This window comes from Sinomicrobium kalidii (assembly GCF_021183825.1).
In the GTDB taxonomy this organism is placed as follows: Bacteria; Bacteroidota; Bacteroidia; order Flavobacteriales; family Flavobacteriaceae; genus Sinomicrobium; species Sinomicrobium kalidii.
This window is the reverse complement of sequence record NZ_CP089211.1, coordinates 3,214,962-3,232,377: the sequence shown is the minus strand read 5'-3', so window position 1 is coordinate 3,232,377 and position 17,416 is coordinate 3,214,962. Positions and strand designations below refer to the sequence as shown.

At 46.5% G+C, this 17,416-nt stretch carries 16 protein-coding genes; 10 read left to right on the top strand and 6 right to left on the bottom strand.

The genetic code is table 11. From position 1 onward, the window contains the following. Positions 1–45 precede the first annotated feature (45 nt). Entirely contained in the window at positions 46–1,107 is a 1,062-nt protein-coding gene (locus LS482_RS12990; protein ID WP_233027949.1) for a transporter substrate-binding domain-containing protein, read from the top strand. Between the two features lie 16 nt (positions 1,108–1,123). On the opposite strand, the gene LS482_RS12985 is transcribed toward LS482_RS12990, so the two are convergent. Continuing rightward, positions 1,124–2,641, bottom strand: a complete 1,518-nt coding sequence (locus tag LS482_RS12985; protein WP_233027948.1) for a choice-of-anchor I family protein — start codon at positions 2,639–2,641, stop codon at positions 1,124–1,126. Positions 2,642–3,334: 693 nt separating this feature from the next. Here LS482_RS12985 and LS482_RS12980 point away from each other — a divergent pair. Together LS482_RS12980 and LS482_RS12975 are read left to right on the top strand one after the other, a co-directional pair. Beyond that, entirely contained in the window at positions 3,335–4,126 is a 792-nt protein-coding gene (locus LS482_RS12980; RefSeq protein WP_233027947.1) for an SDR family NAD(P)-dependent oxidoreductase, read from the top strand. Between the two features lie 4 nt (positions 4,127–4,130). After that, the gene (locus LS482_RS12975; RefSeq protein ID WP_233027946.1) at positions 4,131–5,117 is read left to right on the top strand and encodes an NAD-dependent epimerase/dehydratase family protein; all 987 of its coding nucleotides are present in this window, start codon (positions 4,131–4,133) and stop codon (positions 5,115–5,117) included. 22 nt (positions 5,118–5,139) lie between these two features. On the opposite strand, the gene LS482_RS12970 is transcribed toward LS482_RS12975, so the two are convergent. Then, the gene (locus LS482_RS12970; RefSeq protein WP_233027945.1) at positions 5,140–5,682 is read right to left on the bottom strand and encodes a sigma-70 family RNA polymerase sigma factor; all 543 of its coding nucleotides are present in this window, start codon (positions 5,680–5,682) and stop codon (positions 5,140–5,142) included. A 412-nt stretch (positions 5,683–6,094) separates the two neighbouring features. On the opposite strand from LS482_RS12970, the gene LS482_RS12965 reads away from it, so the two are divergent. Genes LS482_RS12965 through LS482_RS12955 form a run of 3 tightly spaced genes read left to right on the top strand, consistent with a single transcriptional unit; the run spans position 6,095 to position 7,187 of the window. Further along, positions 6,095–6,658, top strand: a complete 564-nt coding sequence (locus tag LS482_RS12965) for an RNA polymerase sigma factor (protein ID WP_233027944.1) — start codon at positions 6,095–6,097, stop codon at positions 6,656–6,658. 3 nt (positions 6,659–6,661) lie between these two features. Next, positions 6,662–6,964: a hypothetical protein gene (locus tag LS482_RS12960; RefSeq protein WP_233027943.1), complete on the top strand. Its 303-nt coding sequence runs from the start codon at positions 6,662–6,664 to the stop codon at positions 6,962–6,964. Beyond that, on the top strand, positions 6,951–7,187 hold the full coding sequence (locus LS482_RS12955; protein WP_233027942.1) for a hypothetical protein: 237 nt from the start codon (positions 6,951–6,953) through the stop codon (positions 7,185–7,187). The genes LS482_RS12960 and LS482_RS12955 overlap by 14 nt, the downstream gene beginning before the upstream one ends. 239 nt (positions 7,188–7,426) lie before the next feature. On the opposite strand, the gene LS482_RS12950 is transcribed toward LS482_RS12955, so the two are convergent. Both LS482_RS12950 and ffh read right to left on the bottom strand, forming a co-directional pair. Further along, entirely contained in the window at positions 7,427–8,317 is an 891-nt protein-coding gene (locus LS482_RS12950) for a bifunctional 5,10-methylenetetrahydrofolate dehydrogenase/5,10-methenyltetrahydrofolate cyclohydrolase (RefSeq protein WP_233027941.1), read from the bottom strand. 125 nt (positions 8,318–8,442) lie between these two features. Beyond that, a complete protein-coding gene (gene ffh / locus LS482_RS12945; protein ID WP_233027940.1) occupies positions 8,443–9,780 on the bottom strand; it encodes a signal recognition particle protein in 1,338 nt (445 codons plus the stop codon). A gap of 272 nt (positions 9,781–10,052) precedes the next feature. Between ffh and LS482_RS12940 the strand changes: the two genes are divergently transcribed. Continuing rightward, positions 10,053–11,339 (top strand): beta/gamma crystallin family protein, encoded by a 1,287-nt coding sequence (locus tag LS482_RS12940; RefSeq protein ID WP_233027939.1) that lies wholly within the window; start codon positions 10,053–10,055, stop codon positions 11,337–11,339. 99 nt (positions 11,340–11,438) lie between these two features. Here the strand turns inward: LS482_RS12940 and LS482_RS12935 are convergent, their stop codons facing one another. Together LS482_RS12935 and LS482_RS12930 are read right to left on the bottom strand one after the other, a co-directional pair. After that, positions 11,439–12,383 (bottom strand): DUF4382 domain-containing protein, encoded by a 945-nt coding sequence (locus LS482_RS12935; RefSeq protein ID WP_233027938.1) that lies wholly within the window; start codon positions 12,381–12,383, stop codon positions 11,439–11,441. Between the two features lie 33 nt (positions 12,384–12,416). Next, positions 12,417–13,097: a hypothetical protein gene (locus tag LS482_RS12930; RefSeq protein ID WP_233027937.1), complete on the bottom strand. Its 681-nt coding sequence runs from the start codon at positions 13,095–13,097 to the stop codon at positions 12,417–12,419. Between the two features lie 306 nt (positions 13,098–13,403). Here LS482_RS12930 and LS482_RS12925 point away from each other — a divergent pair, with 306 nt between their 5' ends. Genes LS482_RS12925 through LS482_RS12915 form a run of 3 tightly spaced genes read left to right on the top strand, consistent with a single transcriptional unit; the run spans position 13,404 to position 17,409 of the window. Then, positions 13,404–13,916 (top strand): RNA polymerase sigma factor, encoded by a 513-nt coding sequence (locus LS482_RS12925; protein WP_233027936.1) that lies wholly within the window; start codon positions 13,404–13,406, stop codon positions 13,914–13,916. 54 nt (positions 13,917–13,970) lie between these two features. Further along, positions 13,971–14,885 carry a FecR family protein gene (locus LS482_RS12920; protein WP_233027935.1) on the top strand — a complete coding sequence of 305 codons (915 nt, stop codon included), beginning with the start codon at positions 13,971–13,973 and terminating at the stop codon, positions 14,883–14,885. A gap of 13 nt (positions 14,886–14,898) precedes the next feature. Next, a complete protein-coding gene (locus LS482_RS12915; RefSeq protein WP_233027934.1) occupies positions 14,899–17,409 on the top strand; it encodes a TonB-dependent receptor in 2,511 nt (836 codons plus the stop codon). Positions 17,410–17,416: the final 7 nt, after the last annotated feature.

Here is a 17,416-nt window from a genome sequence, read left to right as displayed (position 1 = left end):
AGTAATTTCAGGGCTTTATAAAACCTTCCTGATAAAAACCTGTTTATGTACAACGCCTTACTTTACATTTGCCTGTTATTTTTTAGCCTTTCCGTCGCCGCCCGGGATACCCTCGATCAGATTCCGGATAAAAAAGTGATCATTGGCCTCACGGAAACCCCGCCTTTTGTTGTTACCGATAACGACAGCTATTCCGGACTTAGCATTGCTTCATGGGAAATGGTGAACCAGCAACTGTCTCTCGATTATGAATACAAAAATTATCCGGACCTGACGGCATTACTGCAAGCCGTGGAAAACGGGGAGGTCGACTTCAGCATTAATCCCGTTACGGTTACCGACCTTCGTATGGAGCGGGTCAACTTTTCGCAGCCCTACTTTATCTCGCACACGGCCATTGCCAAACAAAGGGAGCACTTTGTATGGCGGTTACTCAAAAACCTGTGGAGCTGGAAATTTCTCTCTGCCCTGCTCCTGTTGCTCGGGGTTATTTCTCTGTTCGGGCTGCTGGTGTGGCTTTTTGAACGCAAGCGGAACCCGGAAGAGTTTGGTGGCGGGGCCAAGGGACTGGCACAGGGGTTCTGGTGGAGTGCCGTGACCATGACCACGGTAGGTTACGGCGACAAATCGCCGCGCACCGCCGGGGGCAGGTTTGTTGGTTTTATCTGGATGTTCCTCGCCATTATCATCATTTCCAGTTTAACAGCGGGAATAGCCTCGGCACTCACGGTGCAAAGCATCAATGACAGGATCAGTTCGGTGTCGGATTTGGAGCGGTTTCATGTGGTTACCGTAAGAAATTCGGGTTCACAGGAATTCCTGGACCAGTATGATATAAGGTACACGGCAACAGACAACCGCCAGCAGGGATTTGATGTATTGCAGAAAGACCCTGAAGCCGTTTTTATTTACGACCTGCCCATACTTCAACACGAAATTGAAAAACAAGGTATCGGGGATGATGTAGAAGTATTGCAAACAACCCTGAAAAAGGATTATTACAGTTACTCCTTTCCCAAGGGTTCCCCGTGGTTATCCATAATCAACCCCGAATTGGTAAAAACATTGAAAACCATGGAATGGCGCACGTTGATCCGGGATTACTGATTGCAGTACTTTTGCTCTAATTCTGGTAGATGGATATCGTTCCGCTGTCTTCGTTGGTAACGATGAGCAGATCCCTTTCATTAGGGCTGTCCTCGGCCGGAATAGCCAGCACACCCTCCGGTGCCATATCGCCCGGCTGTTCCAGGAGCTGGATAAATTCAGGTGAAACCGGGTTACTGACGTCGTAGACCAATACCTGGCTGTTTCTTTCCAGTCCTACAAAAAGCAGGGTGCGATCGCCTACCCTGAGTTTTTCCACAGCCTCGGGCTCTGCCCCTTTATCATCACTCCGGTCATCCGCTTCGCCCTCATCGGCATTAAAGCTTCCGGGTGTGAGTTCCAGTGTCCTGGAGGCAATTTCACTCCCGCTGTCATATACCAGTTCGCCGGCGGCCGACCACACGGAAAATGAACGGGCACCATACGCATAGAGTGCTTCATACTCCCCGTCGCCGTCCGTATCGCCCAGGGTGGTAGTTATTTTCAGGCGCCCCAGGTTTTCGTCCTGTTGAAGTGTTTCCGCATCGGGGAATACGGTTCCATCGAGCGTGATGTCCTTTATTCTTTCCTCTTCGGAAAAGCCATCGTAATCCCGGGCATCTCCTTCATTTGCGGTGATCAGGTAATCCGTACCATCCAGGTTCACGTAAATTACCGCATCCGGGTGATAAATACCATATACCGGCCAGTTCTTCAATTCTGTTACATCATCGCGGTTACTGGCATCGAGTTCATTCCCGGCAAGCGAATGGTCTTTAAATCCTAACGGGTATATATCCTCTATTTGTCTGGCCGAAAGATTTACCCGGGCGATCCCGTTATTTTCCTGAAGGGTTACCCAGGCTGTTTGGGAATCATCATCTATGGCCACGTATTCCGGCTCTATATCCATTGCCAGCGTAGCGCCGGGGCCGAACACCCGGAACCCTTCTGATCTCAGGGTCTCTTCTTCACTGTTAAACGCATTGAAATCAAGGGTGGTTACCGTATTGGCCTCCGTATCTATAATGCTTATTGTTCCTTCGGGATCATTGGTATAATCAGGATCGGGTTCGCCTTCATTAGCGGTAACGATATACTTTCCGTCCGGAGAAAATATCACCATATCGGGCAATGCCCCGACCGTAAAAGTGTCTTCCAGTTCCTGGATATCCGTATTATAGACCAGGACGCTACCGTTATCCTGTTTGTTTACGGCTTCCACGGCCACCGCCAATCTTTCTCCGTGTACCGACACACTGTTCGGAATCCCCGTGGCCCCTACCTGAATGGAAGTCCCGGCTACAGGTGAAGACGGATCGGATATATCATATACCATAACTTCGGCATCATCCGGGTTTATCGTAAACATTTTATTGGTAGCCGGATCGAAAGCCGTTATTTCAGTGGTTCCTCCTGCATTGATGGTGGTGACATGCCGAAAATTGATCTCAGTAGGGGTTTCCCCGCCGTTACCTCCCTGGTCGTCGTCATTAGTACAGGAAACAAGGGCTACTGCCAACAGAAAAAAACACGATATATCCTTTAATTTCATACCTGAATTTTTAAAATTTCCCCAAAGGAAACGTTAAACAGTTAAGCAGGGGTTATTTTAAGAAAAAATTACTGTTAACATATTGAAAAGTCATACGTTTCAGGTGATCTTTAACACGGTCTGACGAAATATACGACTTCCTGCAGAATTTCTATTGTAACATTCGTCTTACCTCATACATTTGCTTGATAAGGGCTACATGAAAAAATGAGCCCGGTACAAAAAACATGGCAACCCGCCGCCCGGTCCGGAGGCTTTCACCGTACTTGTTATAGGAATAAATCGACACGACCTGTAAACCCAATGCCAAAACAAGTTTAAAAAGCGTTTTTTTATAACCGGGGTTTTAACTATATTAAAAAAGAAAATTTTCGCTCTCAAAGGCAGTCCGGAACAAATTGCGAAGGATTTCGTTCCGGTTTTTTTATCGATATGATGTCCATCCCGGCCGTTTTCAATATAAGCGCTGGAACATTTGTGTACGTATTATAATTAGCCGCTGTGAAAAACGTTCTCGGATTGTCCTCCCGGTTTTATTTTCCGGATAAAACCGGTATGGATTTAATATATGCCATATTTCCCCGGGGAAAAGTGTCTACGTTCCCTGCTATCGGGGATGTATCACCGGCATGTTCACTGTATGGATAAGCTACCATCTGGTTTTGCTTTGGTATAGAAAAAAACATATTGCTAATGTACAATCAAAACACATTTACTGTAATTACAGGGGCCAGCCAGGGATTGGGAAGGGCTTTGGCCGAAGTTTGCGCCAAACAGGGGCGGGACCTCATCCTCATCTCGTTGCCTGACGAACACGTTAACAGCATAGCAAAAGACCTGATGCTCCGGTATTCCGTCAATGTCATCTGCTATGAAACCGACCTGACCAAAGCGGAAAACGTATCAAAAACGGTCTCCTATCTGAAAAAGCACAACATCAACATGCTGATCAACAATGCCGGAATTGGCGGAACCAAAAAGTTTATGGACTGCTCGCTCACTTATATTGACGACATATTACTCCTGAACATGCGTTCACTGGTTATTCTCACCCATCAATTACTCCCTGTATTGAAAAGACAGAAAGAATCTTACATACTGAACATCTCCAGCCTGGCCGCCTTTTCTCCCATGCCCTACAAAACCGTTTACCCGGCGACCAAGGCTTTTGTATATTCTTTTTCACGCGGGCTGAATGCCGAGCTGAAAGGCAGTAATATCCATGTTGCGGTAGCCCATCCCGGGGGAATGCCTACCAACAGGGACACTTCCAACAGGATAAAGTCGCACGGAAAGTTCATCCGGTTTTCCATACTGTCTGCCGAAGCTACTGCTGCCATCTGTATGGAAAAATTGTTACAGAAGGAATCGATCATTATCCCGGGAAAAATAAACAGGTTCAGTTCCATATTGCAAAAACTCATGCCCGTGGATTTTCAATTAAAAATATTCAGTAATAAATTGCAACGCGAACTACAACAATAAAACAATGGCGGAAACGGTATTGGTAACAGGTGCAAATGGTTTTCTGGGCAATCATATCGTAAAAGTGCTGCTCCAAAGAAAGTTGAAGGTGATCGCTATGGTAAGGCCCACCAGCAATATCAGTGCCCTGAAAGGCCTGGACTGTACCATCCACAGGGGAGAACTGCACAACCCGGATGATGTGGCCGCAGTGGTAAAAACCGCAGATTACATCATTCACTGTGCTTCCATGACCTCCCAGAACACCACCGATCTCAACCGGTACAAAAAAGCCAACCTCACCTCTACCGAAACGTTGGTCAGGGCCTGCCGTCAATACGGTATCTGCCGTTTTGTACTGGTAAGTACGGCCAACTGTTTTACCAATGGGACCCTAGAGGAACCGGGACATGAAAATTCAGGTTTTATGAACTGGTTAAAGGATTCGGGCTATGCCTACAGTAAATACCTGGCACAAAATTATGTTCTGGAGAAGGTGCGTGAAGAAAATTTTCCTGCCGTAGTGGTGGCGCCCACCTTTATGATAGGCCCCAATGACTTTAAACCCTCCAGCGGTGCCTTAATGCTGTATGCGCTGAAAAATAAAATACTGTTCTATCCCAAAGGAGGCAAAAGCTTTGTAGATGTTCATGCTGCGGCCGTTGCAACAGCAAATGCCCTTACCAGGGGTAAACCGGGGGAATGTTATCTGCTTTCAGGAGTAAACCTTTCCTATAAAGCCTATTTTGAAAAAGTGCTGCACGTTACCGGTAAACAAAAATGGATGATACCCATAACCCGGCATATGGAAACCACCTTCCGCCTGGCACACCGGGTACTCCCTTTCCCGAGAGTACGTCTGTTAAAAACCCATATACGAATGCTGACACTGGACAATTATTTCAGCAATGCCAAAGCCAGGAAATACCTGGACATGCCCGATACCGATATAAACAGGAGTATTGAAGATGCCGTGAACTGGTTTGCCAAAGAAGGGTATTTTAAACCGTAAAGCCTGTTTTAGCTTTTAAAGGTTATTGGCTGCAAACCTTGCAATCTTCCTTGTGCTCTCCCACAAGGTAACCATCTTCATTGAGTTTATAATCACAACAATCCATATAGCCGTGCTGCAGAAGCCTGCGCCCCCGCTGTATGCGCGATTTGGCACCCGAAAGCGATATTTCAAGTATCCGGGCCACCTCTGCCTGTTTCCTGCCTTCTATTTCACTGAGCAACATGGCTTTCCTGTATTTTTCAGGCAGGTTGTGAATAAGGGGCAGCAAGCAGTCTTTTTCCGTCAGTTCCTGTTGCTCCGTTTCCCTGTCGGCAATGGTATCTTCTTCCGGGAGGAGGACAGGGGTGTTCCCTTTTCTATAGTGATCGGTAATAACATTCCGCGCAATAGTAAAGACCCAGGATTTTACACGCCCTTCATGTTTTACCCTGTGAAGGTTCGTATGCACCCGGACAAAGACCTCCTGCAACAGATCCCTGGCTGTTTCCGGGTCGTTTATCCTGTAACGGATATACCTTGTTACCTCCTCAGAAAACCGGTTCCACACTTCGGCTGTATCCATAGTACGAATATACGAATTTAACTGCTCTTGTTCAGCTGCATATACATATCAACCCGGAAAGGTCTCTTAAAAGAAACCTCCCGGGCAAACCCTGGAATTGATCATACAACCTGTATTGCACCATTCCTTCAATTAACATTCGCAATGGGAACAGGTACAATTTTCGCAGGTGCAATCTGCACAGTTCCCTGTCTTACAGGATGCACATTGGCATTCACAATTTGCTGCTGCTTTCATAATAATGGATTTTAAGTTACATTTATTAAGACGGAAGATCTTGTAAAAAGACGCATTTTACATTCTTTTTTTAGCAGGCAGGAGGAGTAATTAATGCTAAAATTCAAAAAAGTCCCGTTTGGATAAAATATTTCCCCCGCTATTCCGACTATATAGTATAACGCATCTTCATTGCATGAACCAACAGGAAAAAAATAGTCTCATACAACGGGTAACCATTTCCGAGAAAGGCAGGTTGATCCACTTTCTGAAACAATGGATACCCGACAGGGAGGATGCAAAGGATATCGTACAGGATGTTTTTTATAACCTGGTGCTGGGCTTTGAAGATATCAAGGACATGAACAAGATTACCTCATGGCTTTACAGTACGGCAAGGTTCAAGGCCATTGATTTTATCCGGAAGAAGAGAGCCACCCCGGCTTCGGCACTTTCCGGTTTTTCGGACGACGACGAGCACGAAACGGGTATTTTTGAATGGCTTCAGGAGCACATCCCCGCCCATCAGGAAACCGAATTGTGGCAGGAAGAGGTGTACCGGGTACTGGAATACACCCTGGAAATGCTTCCGGAAGAACAGCGGAATGCCTTCGTGTTCCATGAGCTGGAAGGTATTCCTGTAGCGGAAATTGCCCGGAAACAAAAAGTGGCTGTCAACACCGTATTGTCGAGAAAGCGATATGCCGTGAAACAGCTTAAAAAAGAACTGCAATTATTGTATAACGAATTAAACGATTGACCCATGAAAGCATTTAAGATCGCAGGACTCGTAGTTTTAAAACTGGCTGTCATTACCCTTTATGTTTTCGTGGTGATGCGGCTGTGGAACTGGCTGATGCCCTCCATATTCGGGATCACCACGCTTACGTTCTGGCAGACCCTGGGGGTATTGCTGCTGTGCAAGCTGTTATTCCTGGGAAGTGGCTGGAATTACAGGCGAAGGTATGGCCCTCCCCACTCCGTAAAACACCGCTGGAAATCCGGATTCCGGCAAAAATGGAAAGAAAAAATGTGCAACCGTCAAACCGATAATGATGAACAATAAAACTGCCCCGCTGGAAGTACTGGTCTTTGCTACCAGCATAAACTCAACCAAAGAAGCCAACGCAATCCTGGAAGCCCTGTTGCTTCACAAAGGCGTAAAACAGGCTAATTTTGACCTCGAAGATGTTGACAATATTCTCAGAGTGGTTTCCTGCGGAATTACCGAACCCGAAGTAGAAAGCATCATGATACGGCAAAACACCCGCTGCAAGGCACTGGTGTAGTATGTTATCATAATTGCCCCGGATGCCGGCCCCTGTTCGCTGAAGGGCCGGCATCCGGGATCTTATAATTGTCTTTTTAGAGTCTGTCTAAATTTTGTTTTTGGAATATTTTATAGTGGATTTTTTCGTCAGGCGAAGGTATTTTGAGGCACATAGCCATAGCTACGTGGCGAAAAATACCTGAAGCATGGCGGAAAAAGGCGCATAAAAGAACCAAAGGATAAAACTTAGACAGACTCTTAGTTTCTTCCGTTCGTTATGTGCCTTTCCCTTGCGAGCAGGGTGTTCTTCAGTAACATGGCAATGGTCATGGGACCTACCCCTCCCGGCACGGGAGTGATATAACTCACTTTTTTACTTACGTTCTCAAAGTCCACATCCCCCACGATCCTGTATCCTCTCTTAGCAGATTCATCCGGGACACGGGTAATCCCCACGTCAATAATAACGGCATCGTCCTTTACCATCTCCGCTTTCAGGTAATTGGGCTGTCCCAGAGCTGTGATGATGATATCGGCCTGGGAAGTGATCTGGGTGATGTTTTTGGTGTGACTGTGCGTAAGCGTCACGGTAGAGTTACCGGGAAAGCCTCTTCGCCCCATAAGAATACTCATGGGCCTGCCCACAATATGGCTCCGCCCTATAACCACGGTATGTTTTCCCTTGGTCTCCACATTATAACGTTCCAGTAATTCCAGGATACCGAAAGGGGTAGCGGGAATAAATGTCGTCATGTCCAGTGCCATTTTCCCGAAATTCACGGGGTGGAAACCGTCCACGTCCTTGTCGGGGTCGACTGCCATGAGCACTTTCTGGGTATCGATCTGTTTGGGCAGAGGCAACTGCACTATAAAGCCGTCTATACCGTCATCTTCATTGAGTTCCTTGATTTTTTTCAGCAGTTCCACTTCACTGATGGTGCTGGGAAGTTTTACCAGGGTAGATTCAAATCCCACGCGTTCACAAGCTTTGACCTTACTCCCTACATAAGTGAGACTGGCACCGTCATTTCCTACAAGCACGGCGGCAAGGTGTGGTACTTTCTCTCCTTTTTTCTTTATTTCGCTCACTTCCGCGGCAATCTCATCCTTGATCAGGCTGGATATTTTCTTCCCGTCGAGTAATTCCATGTTTGTTGTTTATTGTTTAGTAGTTTCAGGTTTCAAATTGCAGGTTTGGTTAAGGAGAGTGACTATATAATGGTCCTGATAGTACCCGTACGCATCACCTATCACATAGCTAACATTGATTGCGATTACGGCATCCCTTTCATACCGCCCATCATCTGCATCATTTTACGGCCGCCCCCGCCCTGCATCATCTTCATCATCTTGCCCATCTGGTTAAACTGCTTCAGCAACTGATTAACTTCCTGAACGGATGTTCCCGAACCTTTGGCTATCCTTTTCTTGCGGGAGGCGTTCAGCATGGACGGACTGGAACGTTCCGCAGGGGTCATGGAGTGGATGATCGCCTCAATGTGCTTAAAGGCATCGTCATCGATATCCATTCCTTTCAGTGCTTTCCCTGCACCGGGGATCATTCCCATAAGGTCTTTCATGCTTCCCATTTTCTTGATCTGCTGAATCTGGGAAAGGAAATCGTCAAAACCGAACTGGTTTTTCGCTATTTTTTTCTGCAGCTTTCGCGCTTCTTCTTCGTCATATTGTTCCTGGGCACGCTCCACAAGGGAAACCACGTCTCCCATACCCAGAATACGATCGGCCATACGTGAAGGGTGGAACACATCTATAGCGTCCATCTTTTCTCCCGTACCTATAAATTTGATAGGCTTATCGACCACCGATTTGATGGAAATGGCCGCACCACCCCGGGTATCACCATCGAGCTTGGTGAGAATAACACCGTCAAAATCGAGCCTGTCGTTAAATGCCTTGGCCGTGTTCACGGCGTCCTGACCGGTCATGGCATCTACTACAAACAGGGTTTCATGCGGAGTTATCGCTTTGTGGATATTGGATATTTCCGTCATCATCTCTTCATCCACGGCCAGACGCCCTGCGGTATCGACAATAACCACATTGTGCCCGTTGGCTCTGGCATATGCAATTCCGGCTTTTGCCAGGGCCACGGGATCGTTGTTATCCTTTTCCGAGTACACTTCAACCCCGACCTGGTCTCCTACAACATGTAACTGATCAATCGCCGCGGGACGGTATACGTCACAGGCTACGAGCAGGGGTTTCTTCGTTCTTTTGTTCTTGAAGAAACTGGCCAGTTTACCGGAAAAAGTGGTTTTACCGGACCCCTGTAATCCTGACATCAGTATTACGGATGGGTTTCCGGACAGGTCTACTCCTTCGGCATCACCTCCCATAAGCTGGGTAAGTTCGTCCTTGACGAGCTTTACCATGAGCTGTCCGGGCTGTAATGTAGTCAGTACATTCTGCCCCAGGGCTTTTTCCTTAACGGTATTGGTAAATTCCTTGGCTATCTTAAAGTTAACATCGGCATCGAGCAATGCTCTCCGTACCTCCTTCAGGGTTTCCGCTACATTGATCTCCGTAATCTGCCCGTGTCCCTTAAGGACATGAAGGGCCTTATCCAGCTTTTCACTTAAATTATCAAACATAATTACCTGCTTCTTTTTTTACACGAGTGCCGCTCAAATTTTTCCGGCGGACCTGCCTTTACCGACAGGCAGGTGCAAATTTAAGAATTTGAACCGAAGACTACCAGACAGGAACATGAATTTTAAACATTTTCATCACTCGGTATCAAGGTAAAACGACGTTATTTTACTGCTTTTAACAAAAACTTTCCTTTTTCATAAATCAATACCTGCATCTCCGGTGCTAAAAAAAAGTAATTTACACCATATCATGAAACAAAAACCAAATACTTATGAAAAAGCCTCAACTGCTTTTACAGCTATCCGGAAAAATTCCGGCACTTTTGTGCATAGGCATTATGTGTGCCTGCCACAGTCCCGAAACCGAAGATTTTGTAACACCGCAAGCGGAAAATACGGTGTTTTCTACCGAAAGCACCGATCTCGTTAAACGGTGGGCCCCCATCCACTACATGGACGTGGATGCTACCGGGACCTATTCGGAAGGCGGTAAATCCGATTATATTACGGCCATTGATTACGATGGCGACTGGAATGCCGAAAACAACTGGGACAACCTTCCCGACTACGGCAATGCTCTCGGCGCCCATTGTTATTATTCGGTCGCGGAAACCCGTACGCATTGGTTTATTACTTATGCCTTTTTTCATCCCCGGGACTGGACAGACATCTTTTTACTTTATGAACTCGATCAACACGAGAACGACCTGGAGGGTGTGCTGATGATCGTTAAAAAAGACGGTTCCGCATTCGGCAGCCTGCAGGGCGCCGTTACAGTGAGCCATTCCGATTTCTTTTCATACACCACCGCAGGCAGTCCTCTGTACAGCGGTCCGGAAGATGTGGACGGCACCCTGCAAACACAGGATCACAACGGCGAACAGCATCCCGTAACCGCCCAGGAAGCCAAAGGGCACGGACTAAAAGCCTGGCCCCAGTATGACATTAACGGCGACGGTATTATCTACTATCCTTCGGCAAATGACAATGCCCGGGTACCGGCCGACAATTACGATACGCATGTGGAATACAAGCTGGTAAATATTTTTGAAAGCGGCGGACTGTGGGACCAACGTTTCAACACCCAACTGTTCTTTAATGCCGGCGGCGGATTCAGGGGGAACAATTTCGGAAGTGGCGGAGCCAATGCCCCCTGGGCGTGGAATGACGGTGATGACGGACTTGTACAAACGGGCGAGATCGCTACGGACCCGGCCAAACTGGCGGATAATTATTTTCACGGTTTCGGCGATTTCTCTCATCAATACCTCAACAACCCGTACAACAGTGCGGCAGGCGGGGTAATCACTTTTTATGAGCACTGTGGGTATGAAGGTTATGCCGTGGCACTTCCGCCGGGGGATTATACATTGGAACAACTGCAGGCCTATGGTATAGCCAATGATGAAATTTCTTCTTTAAGGATGGAGAGCGGGTTTAAAGCAGTGCTTTATACCGACGATGGTTTTAGCGGAAGTTCGGTAACCGGGACTTCTTCCGATCAATGTCTGGGTGAATTCAATGACAGGATGAGTTCGGTACGGATAACCGCCATGTAAACAAAGCTGTTCCCGGAAACAAAAAAAAGAGGCCAAAACGGCCTCTTTTCCGACTGTTAGGCACCCCTACCTAACAGTACAATCCAAACAACCTAAATTTTACTGATTGACTGTTCCGGTTATCATGACATTGACAGATAAGTTAACCGCGGATGTCAATTCCAAATCCAAAATATTAAGATCCACAAGTGATTCTACTGTTAATGACGACTGAAACTCCGCCTGTCCCGTGATATCGGAACGCGAATAGGAAGCGAAGTGCAGTTCGTATTCTCCCTCTTCAAGAAAGGTGAGTCTGTATTCGCCGCTGGTGTTATTGACCAGGGCGCTGGTTACGGCTCCTGCAAAACGTACGCCTTCACCGTTTTCATTTTCTTCTCCTTCATTGTATTCTCCTTTTTCATAGGCGTATACAACAATCACATCACCATCTGCTTCAGCCCTGTTTGATACCATACCATTGATTTCCGCCGTATTTCCTTTGTTTACCACCCTCATGGCATTTTCCAGCGCTGTCCTCGATACGAACTCAAATTCTGATTCCGTACTGCTGCGAACAGTTTTTCTGAGGTCGAAATCAACTATAATCTCGTTGGTGGTATCGGCAATAACTTCAACATCTTCATCGAGGGTAATTTCATTTCCGTCTGATTCCAGGCCATGTTTCTCATCGTCATCCGTGAGTATGTAACATCCCGGGGCATTTCCGTCAACATCAGCTTCATAATCCAATACCAGTGTCACTTCGGTATCATCTCCTGCTTCCACCTCAAGGTCACCGAGCAGTTTTGTGCTGCCGTTCTGGTATTGCATAAGGTCAATGGTCACAGCGTTGAAATTCTCTACGGACATACCGTTCACCCTGACATCCGTAATGGTAACAAAAGCACCTTTTACACTCGCATTATCCACGGGAGCGTCCGTGATATGTACTTCGGCAGTTCCGGTAAGCGTATTATCCGTATTGTCATCATCATCAGAACATGACATTACAAAAAATACCAGCAACAGGGGCAAAGTCAATTTTAAAATCCGATCTTTCATAACCTTTTTCATTTTTATTCTCAATTAATTTATTCAGCCGCCATTTGTTTGGCATACTTCTCCGGCTTGTTTTATTGCGGCTGTCAATCCGCTGTTGGTATTTATTTCTATCATTCCTCCCGTGGAAAATTCAATATCCACAGGATAATTGATGCTGGTATGCAGATTCCCTATTTCTTCTATGAACAGGTAAAATTCCCTGTCGTTCTGAATGGTTACCCTGCCGTTTGACTGGTTATTGGCATTGTACGTAAGCATTTCAACAGGGTACCGGAAATTGACACAGGGAATCCTCTTGTTCGGGCTTTCCGTACATATTTCCTTCAGTGCCTCCAGTTCTTCTTCGGAATTCACTTTTATTTCCGAATAATCCCCGGCAATAATGGTCACCGGGTACTGCAGGGAGACAGGCATATCCAGTTCTTCAATGATCCGTTGAACAATGCTCAGGTCGCCTTCGTTATTTACCATTCTCACGGCCCCGTTCAGGGTTATGGCAACCGGGAGCTTTATTGTTCCGCAACCGTATCCGTCCAGGAAGTCATCGGCACTTCCGTCATTAGCGCTGGCTCTTTGTATCCACATGGCTATTTCCGAATCCGAAGTGATAACCGCATCAGGGTCCTCCCCGATTGTTTCATCCACCTCACTCTGACAGGAAAATAAAACAAGGGACATTATCACCGCCAACAGGCCTGCAACAAAATCACTCATGCTTTTTACGGTACGTTTTGTATGTATAACAGGCATCAGCCAAAATACCCTACCTTTCATAATTATTTTTTTTGACGGGAACCGGAAAGCCCTGACAACAGGTCATATTGGGAACACCATCGGTTACAGTACTGCAATGTACACCCACATCCCCTTCGGCACAAGTCCGGAAATAAAAAATAAAAGGTTTTTCCGTTATATAATATAACCGGAAACAAACCGTTTTCGAGCACGAGAGCATTCAACAGGATGTTTCCCGGATTTTTGAAAATAAATATCTTTGTTTCACCATTAGCTATAAATCGTATGTCACGACAAGACAGTTCGGTGTGTTCTGAAAAAACGTATATTACGCTGTATAACACCCATGCGGAAACGTTGAGGAACTTTGCATATTACAAATGCGGGGACAGCGACGAGGCAGAAGACATTGTACAGGAATCATTCATAAAGCTGTGGAAGAATTGCAGTAAGGTACCGTTCAAAAAAGCCAGGTCGTTTTTGTTTACGGTGGCGAACAACCTGTTTTTAAATATTGTGGCACACAAAAAGGTAGTCCTGAAATATGCCAGGGAAACACCGGACAAGACAGACTATCAGAGTCCGCAATTTGTACTGGAGGAAAAGGAATACATGGAAAAACTCCGGACCGCCATTGCCAATCTCAGTGAAGCACAGCGCACCGCCTTCCTGCTCAACCGGATTGACGGAAAGAAATATGCCGAAATAGCCGAAATGCTCGGTATTTCGGTAAAGGCTGTGGAAAAAAGAATACACAAGGCTTTGGTGAGCCTGAGAAAAGAAATAGAAGGATTATGAGATTACGGGGTAGGGTTTTTACCATTAAACCTGTTAAATAACTAAACACTAGGGATGAAGAACGACAATCTGTTGGCAAAATGGCTTAGCGGAAACATCTCCGAAGAAGAGCTCGAGGCCCTCAAAAGGTCTGAAGACCTCTCTTCATATGAGAAGATCGTTTCCCACGCCGACAAGTTAAAAGCTCCGGCTTTTGACCAGGATGCCCTTTTGCAAAAAATACAGCAGGAGAAATACGGGACTTCATCCAGAACCATCCCGATCAATCGCTGGAAAAATATAGCAAGCGTAGCTGCCGTAGCCGCAGTCTTCCTTATATCTTTCTTCTTCTTTCGCAACGGAGACACCGTAATCACAACCGCCAATGCGGAAAAAACGGATGTCGTACTGCCCGACAGGTCTGAAGTTGTGCTCAACGCCAGCTCTACCCTTACTTACAATAAAAAGAAATGGGGTAAAAACAGGCAGGTAAAACTGGAAGGAGAAGGGTTCTTTAAAGTATCGCAGGGAAATACGTTTAATGTACAGACTTCCTCCGGAACCATTATCGTACTGGGTACACAGTTCAATGTGAAAAACCGGAAAGATTTTTTTGAAGTAAGCTGTTATGAAGGCGCCGTACGGGTTGTCTATCAAAATGATACTACAAGGCTGACACCGGGAAGTGCTTTCAGGGCCCTTGGGGGAAGTATAGTCAAAACCGGGAATTTTACCGGCCGCGAACCCTCGTGGATACACAATGAAAGCGCATTTAAAAGTGTACCGTACCAGCAGGTGCTGGAAGAATTTGAAAGGCAGTACAATGTTAAAATCAAGGCTGATACACAAATAAATCGTCATTTTACCGGAAGTTTTAGCAACCGGGATATAGAAACCGCCTTAAAAAGTATTACCTTGCCGTTCCGTCTAAAGTACGAGTTTACGGATGGCAAAAAAGACGAGATTATTATATATGCCGATAACAACTGAACCGGTTAAGTTATTGACCTGTTTATTAATATTGTGTATCGCTCCCCGCTTATACGCCCAGAAAAAAGAAGCCCTTGCAGAGGTACTCCCTGTTCTGGAAAACCGGTTTGATATAAAATTTTCCTATTCGGATAGCGATATTGTCCCGTACCGGGTCATTTCTCCCGATCTTTCGGAGCAATTACCGCTTATCCTTTCCAGGATAGAAGCCCAGACCGAACTGGTTTTTAAAAAGCTCGACAAACGTTACTATACCATTACCAGACAAAGGGCAGAAGTCTGCATTACCCTGAAAGACGCCGTAACCGGTGCACCCGTCACCGGGGCTACAATAGAAATCCGGGAAAGCAACAGGGCAACCATAACCGACACCCTGGGGAATTTCCACTTTCCCGACATTCCCGGGGATGCTGTGCTCCACATCCGTTCCTTGGGGTATAAAACAACCGACATCAGGGCAGCAGAATGGATGGGCACCCCCTGCAAAACATTACTCTTTCACCCGGAATACCAACAACTGGACGAAGTGGTGGTCCGGCAATTCCTAACTACCGGGCTCCAAAAAAAATCGGACGGGAGCGTTACCATAAGCACCGAAAAATTCGGTATTCTTCCCGGACTTGCAGAGCCCGATATCCTGCAAACCATACAGGCCCTCCCGGGAGTGGAAAGCATTAACGAAACCGTATCGAATATTAACATCCGGGGCGGTTCACACGATCAGAACCTTATCCTGTGGGACGGGATAAAAATGTACCAGTCCGGTCACTTTTTCGGATTGATATCCGCATTTAATCCTTACCTCACAAGGGATGTTTCCGTCATTAAAAACGGGGCCAGCGCACGGTATGGCGACGGCGTGAGTGGCACCGTAGACATGCACTCGGCCAATACCATCGACGACCACTTTAGCGGAGGGGCCGGTTTCAACCTTATCGGTATTGATGCCTTTGCACGCATACCGCTCCATAAAAAACTTGCCGTGCACCTTTCTGCCCGGCGTTCTGCCACCGATTTTATTACTTCTCCTACCTACAATTCATACTTTGAACGTGTTTTCCAGGACTCCAAGATCACGGACATCCATAACCAGGAAGTATCTGAAAATATCGAGAGGGAAGAGGATTTTTTCTTTTATGATGCCAGCCTCAAGGTCCTTTACGACCCGGATGAAAAACACAAGATCCGCCTAAATGCCACTTTTTTCAATAACAGTTTGTTGTATGACGAAAGTACCGTGTCTACATCCGAATCCAAACAAAGCAGCCTGGACCAGCAAAACCTTGCTTTCGGCGGCAGTCTGGAAAGCGAATGGTCCGACAGGTTTACCTCTGCCCTTACCGGCTACTACACCAAATACAACCTGAATGCTGCCAATTACACCCTCTTTACCGACCAGCGACTGATATTGAACAACGAAGTGCTCGAGACGGGGGTAAAACTGCACACCAATTATAAGATAAGTAACGCATTGCACTGGCTTAACGGGTATCAGTTCTATGAAGTGGGGATTTCCAATACAGACGATATAAATACTCCCAGGTTCCGCAGAAAACACAAAGATGTAATAAAGAATCACGCCGCATTTTCGGAGATCACCTATCAATCGCCGTCAAAGAATACTTATGCAAGGGCGGGAGTGCGGGTCAACTATATCGGAAAATTCAAAAAATATATTACCGAACCCCGGCTGAACATTCGGCAGAAACTGTCGAAATACCTGGCTGCGGAATTCCAGGGCGAAATGCGGAGCCAGGTTACTAACCAGGTCGTTGACCTGCAACGCGATTTTCTGGGTGTGGAAAAAAGGCGCTGGATACTGGCCAACAATGATGACCTCCCCGTGACCCGGAGCAAACAGGTTTCCCTGGGGGTCAATTACAATAAACGAAGTTTCTATGCAGGACTGGAAGGTTTCTACAAAACGGTGGAAGGCATTACCACCTCGGGTCAGGAATTCCAGAATCAGGACCAGTACCTGAGAACCTCCGGAAGCTACACGGTAAAAGGGCTGGAATTCCTGGTGAACAAAAAAACCGGCAAATACAGTACGTGGCTCAGCTATACCTACGCCCTGAACGATTATGAATTTGAAGCACTGGAACCATCCGGCTTCCCCAACAGCCTGGATATCCGTCATTCCGTTTCCTTTGCAGGGACTTACATCATGAAGAACCTGAAACTTGCCCTGGGGCTCAACTGGCATTCCGGAAAGCCCTACACCCGTCCGCAGGAAGGGAATGAAGTTACGGAAAGGGAAACGGGGAACACCATCAATTACCACCCCTCCAACAGCGACAGGCTCCCCCAGTTTCTGCGTGCCGACCTTTCCTCCACCTATAATTTTTCCATCAGTGAAGGAGTGGATGCCACGCTCGGTATTGCCATCCTGAACATCTTTAACAAAACCAATACACTGGATATTTACTACCGCCTCGAAGATGACCAGAGCACCGAGGTTCAACAGGTGGAAAACCTATCGCTGGGCATCACGCCGAACATGACGTTCAGGGTATTCTTTTAACTACAAA

Bases quoted from the DNA above. Each gene is read 5' to 3' on its own strand.
- LS482_RS12960 (WP_233027943.1), top strand. From the start codon at position 6,662: ATGAAAGCATTTAAGATCGCAGGACTCGTAGTTTTAAAACTGGCTGTC.
- LS482_RS12990 (WP_233027949.1), top strand. From the start codon at position 46: ATGTACAACGCCTTACTTTACATTTGCCTGTTATTTTTTAGCCTTTCC.
- LS482_RS12965 (WP_233027944.1), top strand. From the start codon at position 6,095: ATGAACCAACAGGAAAAAAATAGTCTCATACAACGGGTAACCATTTCC.
- ffh (WP_233027940.1), bottom strand. From the start codon at position 9,780: ATGTTTGATAATTTAAGTGAAAAGCTGGATAAGGCCCTTCATGTCCTT.
- LS482_RS12925 (WP_233027936.1), top strand. From the start codon at position 13,404: ATGTCACGACAAGACAGTTCGGTGTGTTCTGAAAAAACGTATATTACG.
- LS482_RS12970 (WP_233027945.1), bottom strand. From the start codon at position 5,682: ATGGATACAGCCGAAGTGTGGAACCGGTTTTCTGAGGAGGTAACAAGG.
- LS482_RS12940 (WP_233027939.1), top strand. From the start codon at position 10,053: ATGAAAAAGCCTCAACTGCTTTTACAGCTATCCGGAAAAATTCCGGCA.
- LS482_RS12950 (WP_233027941.1), bottom strand. From the start codon at position 8,317: ATGGAATTACTCGACGGGAAGAAAATATCCAGCCTGATCAAGGATGAG.
- LS482_RS12920 (WP_233027935.1), top strand. From the start codon at position 13,971: ATGAAGAACGACAATCTGTTGGCAAAATGGCTTAGCGGAAACATCTCC.
- LS482_RS12975 (WP_233027946.1), top strand. From the start codon at position 4,131: ATGGCGGAAACGGTATTGGTAACAGGTGCAAATGGTTTTCTGGGCAAT.
- LS482_RS12955 (WP_233027942.1), top strand. From the start codon at position 6,951: ATGATGAACAATAAAACTGCCCCGCTGGAAGTACTGGTCTTTGCTACC.
- LS482_RS12985 (WP_233027948.1), bottom strand. From the start codon at position 2,641: ATGAAATTAAAGGATATATCGTGTTTTTTTCTGTTGGCAGTAGCCCTT.
- LS482_RS12980 (WP_233027947.1), top strand. From the start codon at position 3,335: ATGTACAATCAAAACACATTTACTGTAATTACAGGGGCCAGCCAGGGA.
- LS482_RS12935 (WP_233027938.1), bottom strand. From the start codon at position 12,383: ATGAAAGATCGGATTTTAAAATTGACTTTGCCCCTGTTGCTGGTATTT.
- LS482_RS12930 (WP_233027937.1), bottom strand. From the start codon at position 13,097: ATGAGTGATTTTGTTGCAGGCCTGTTGGCGGTGATAATGTCCCTTGTT.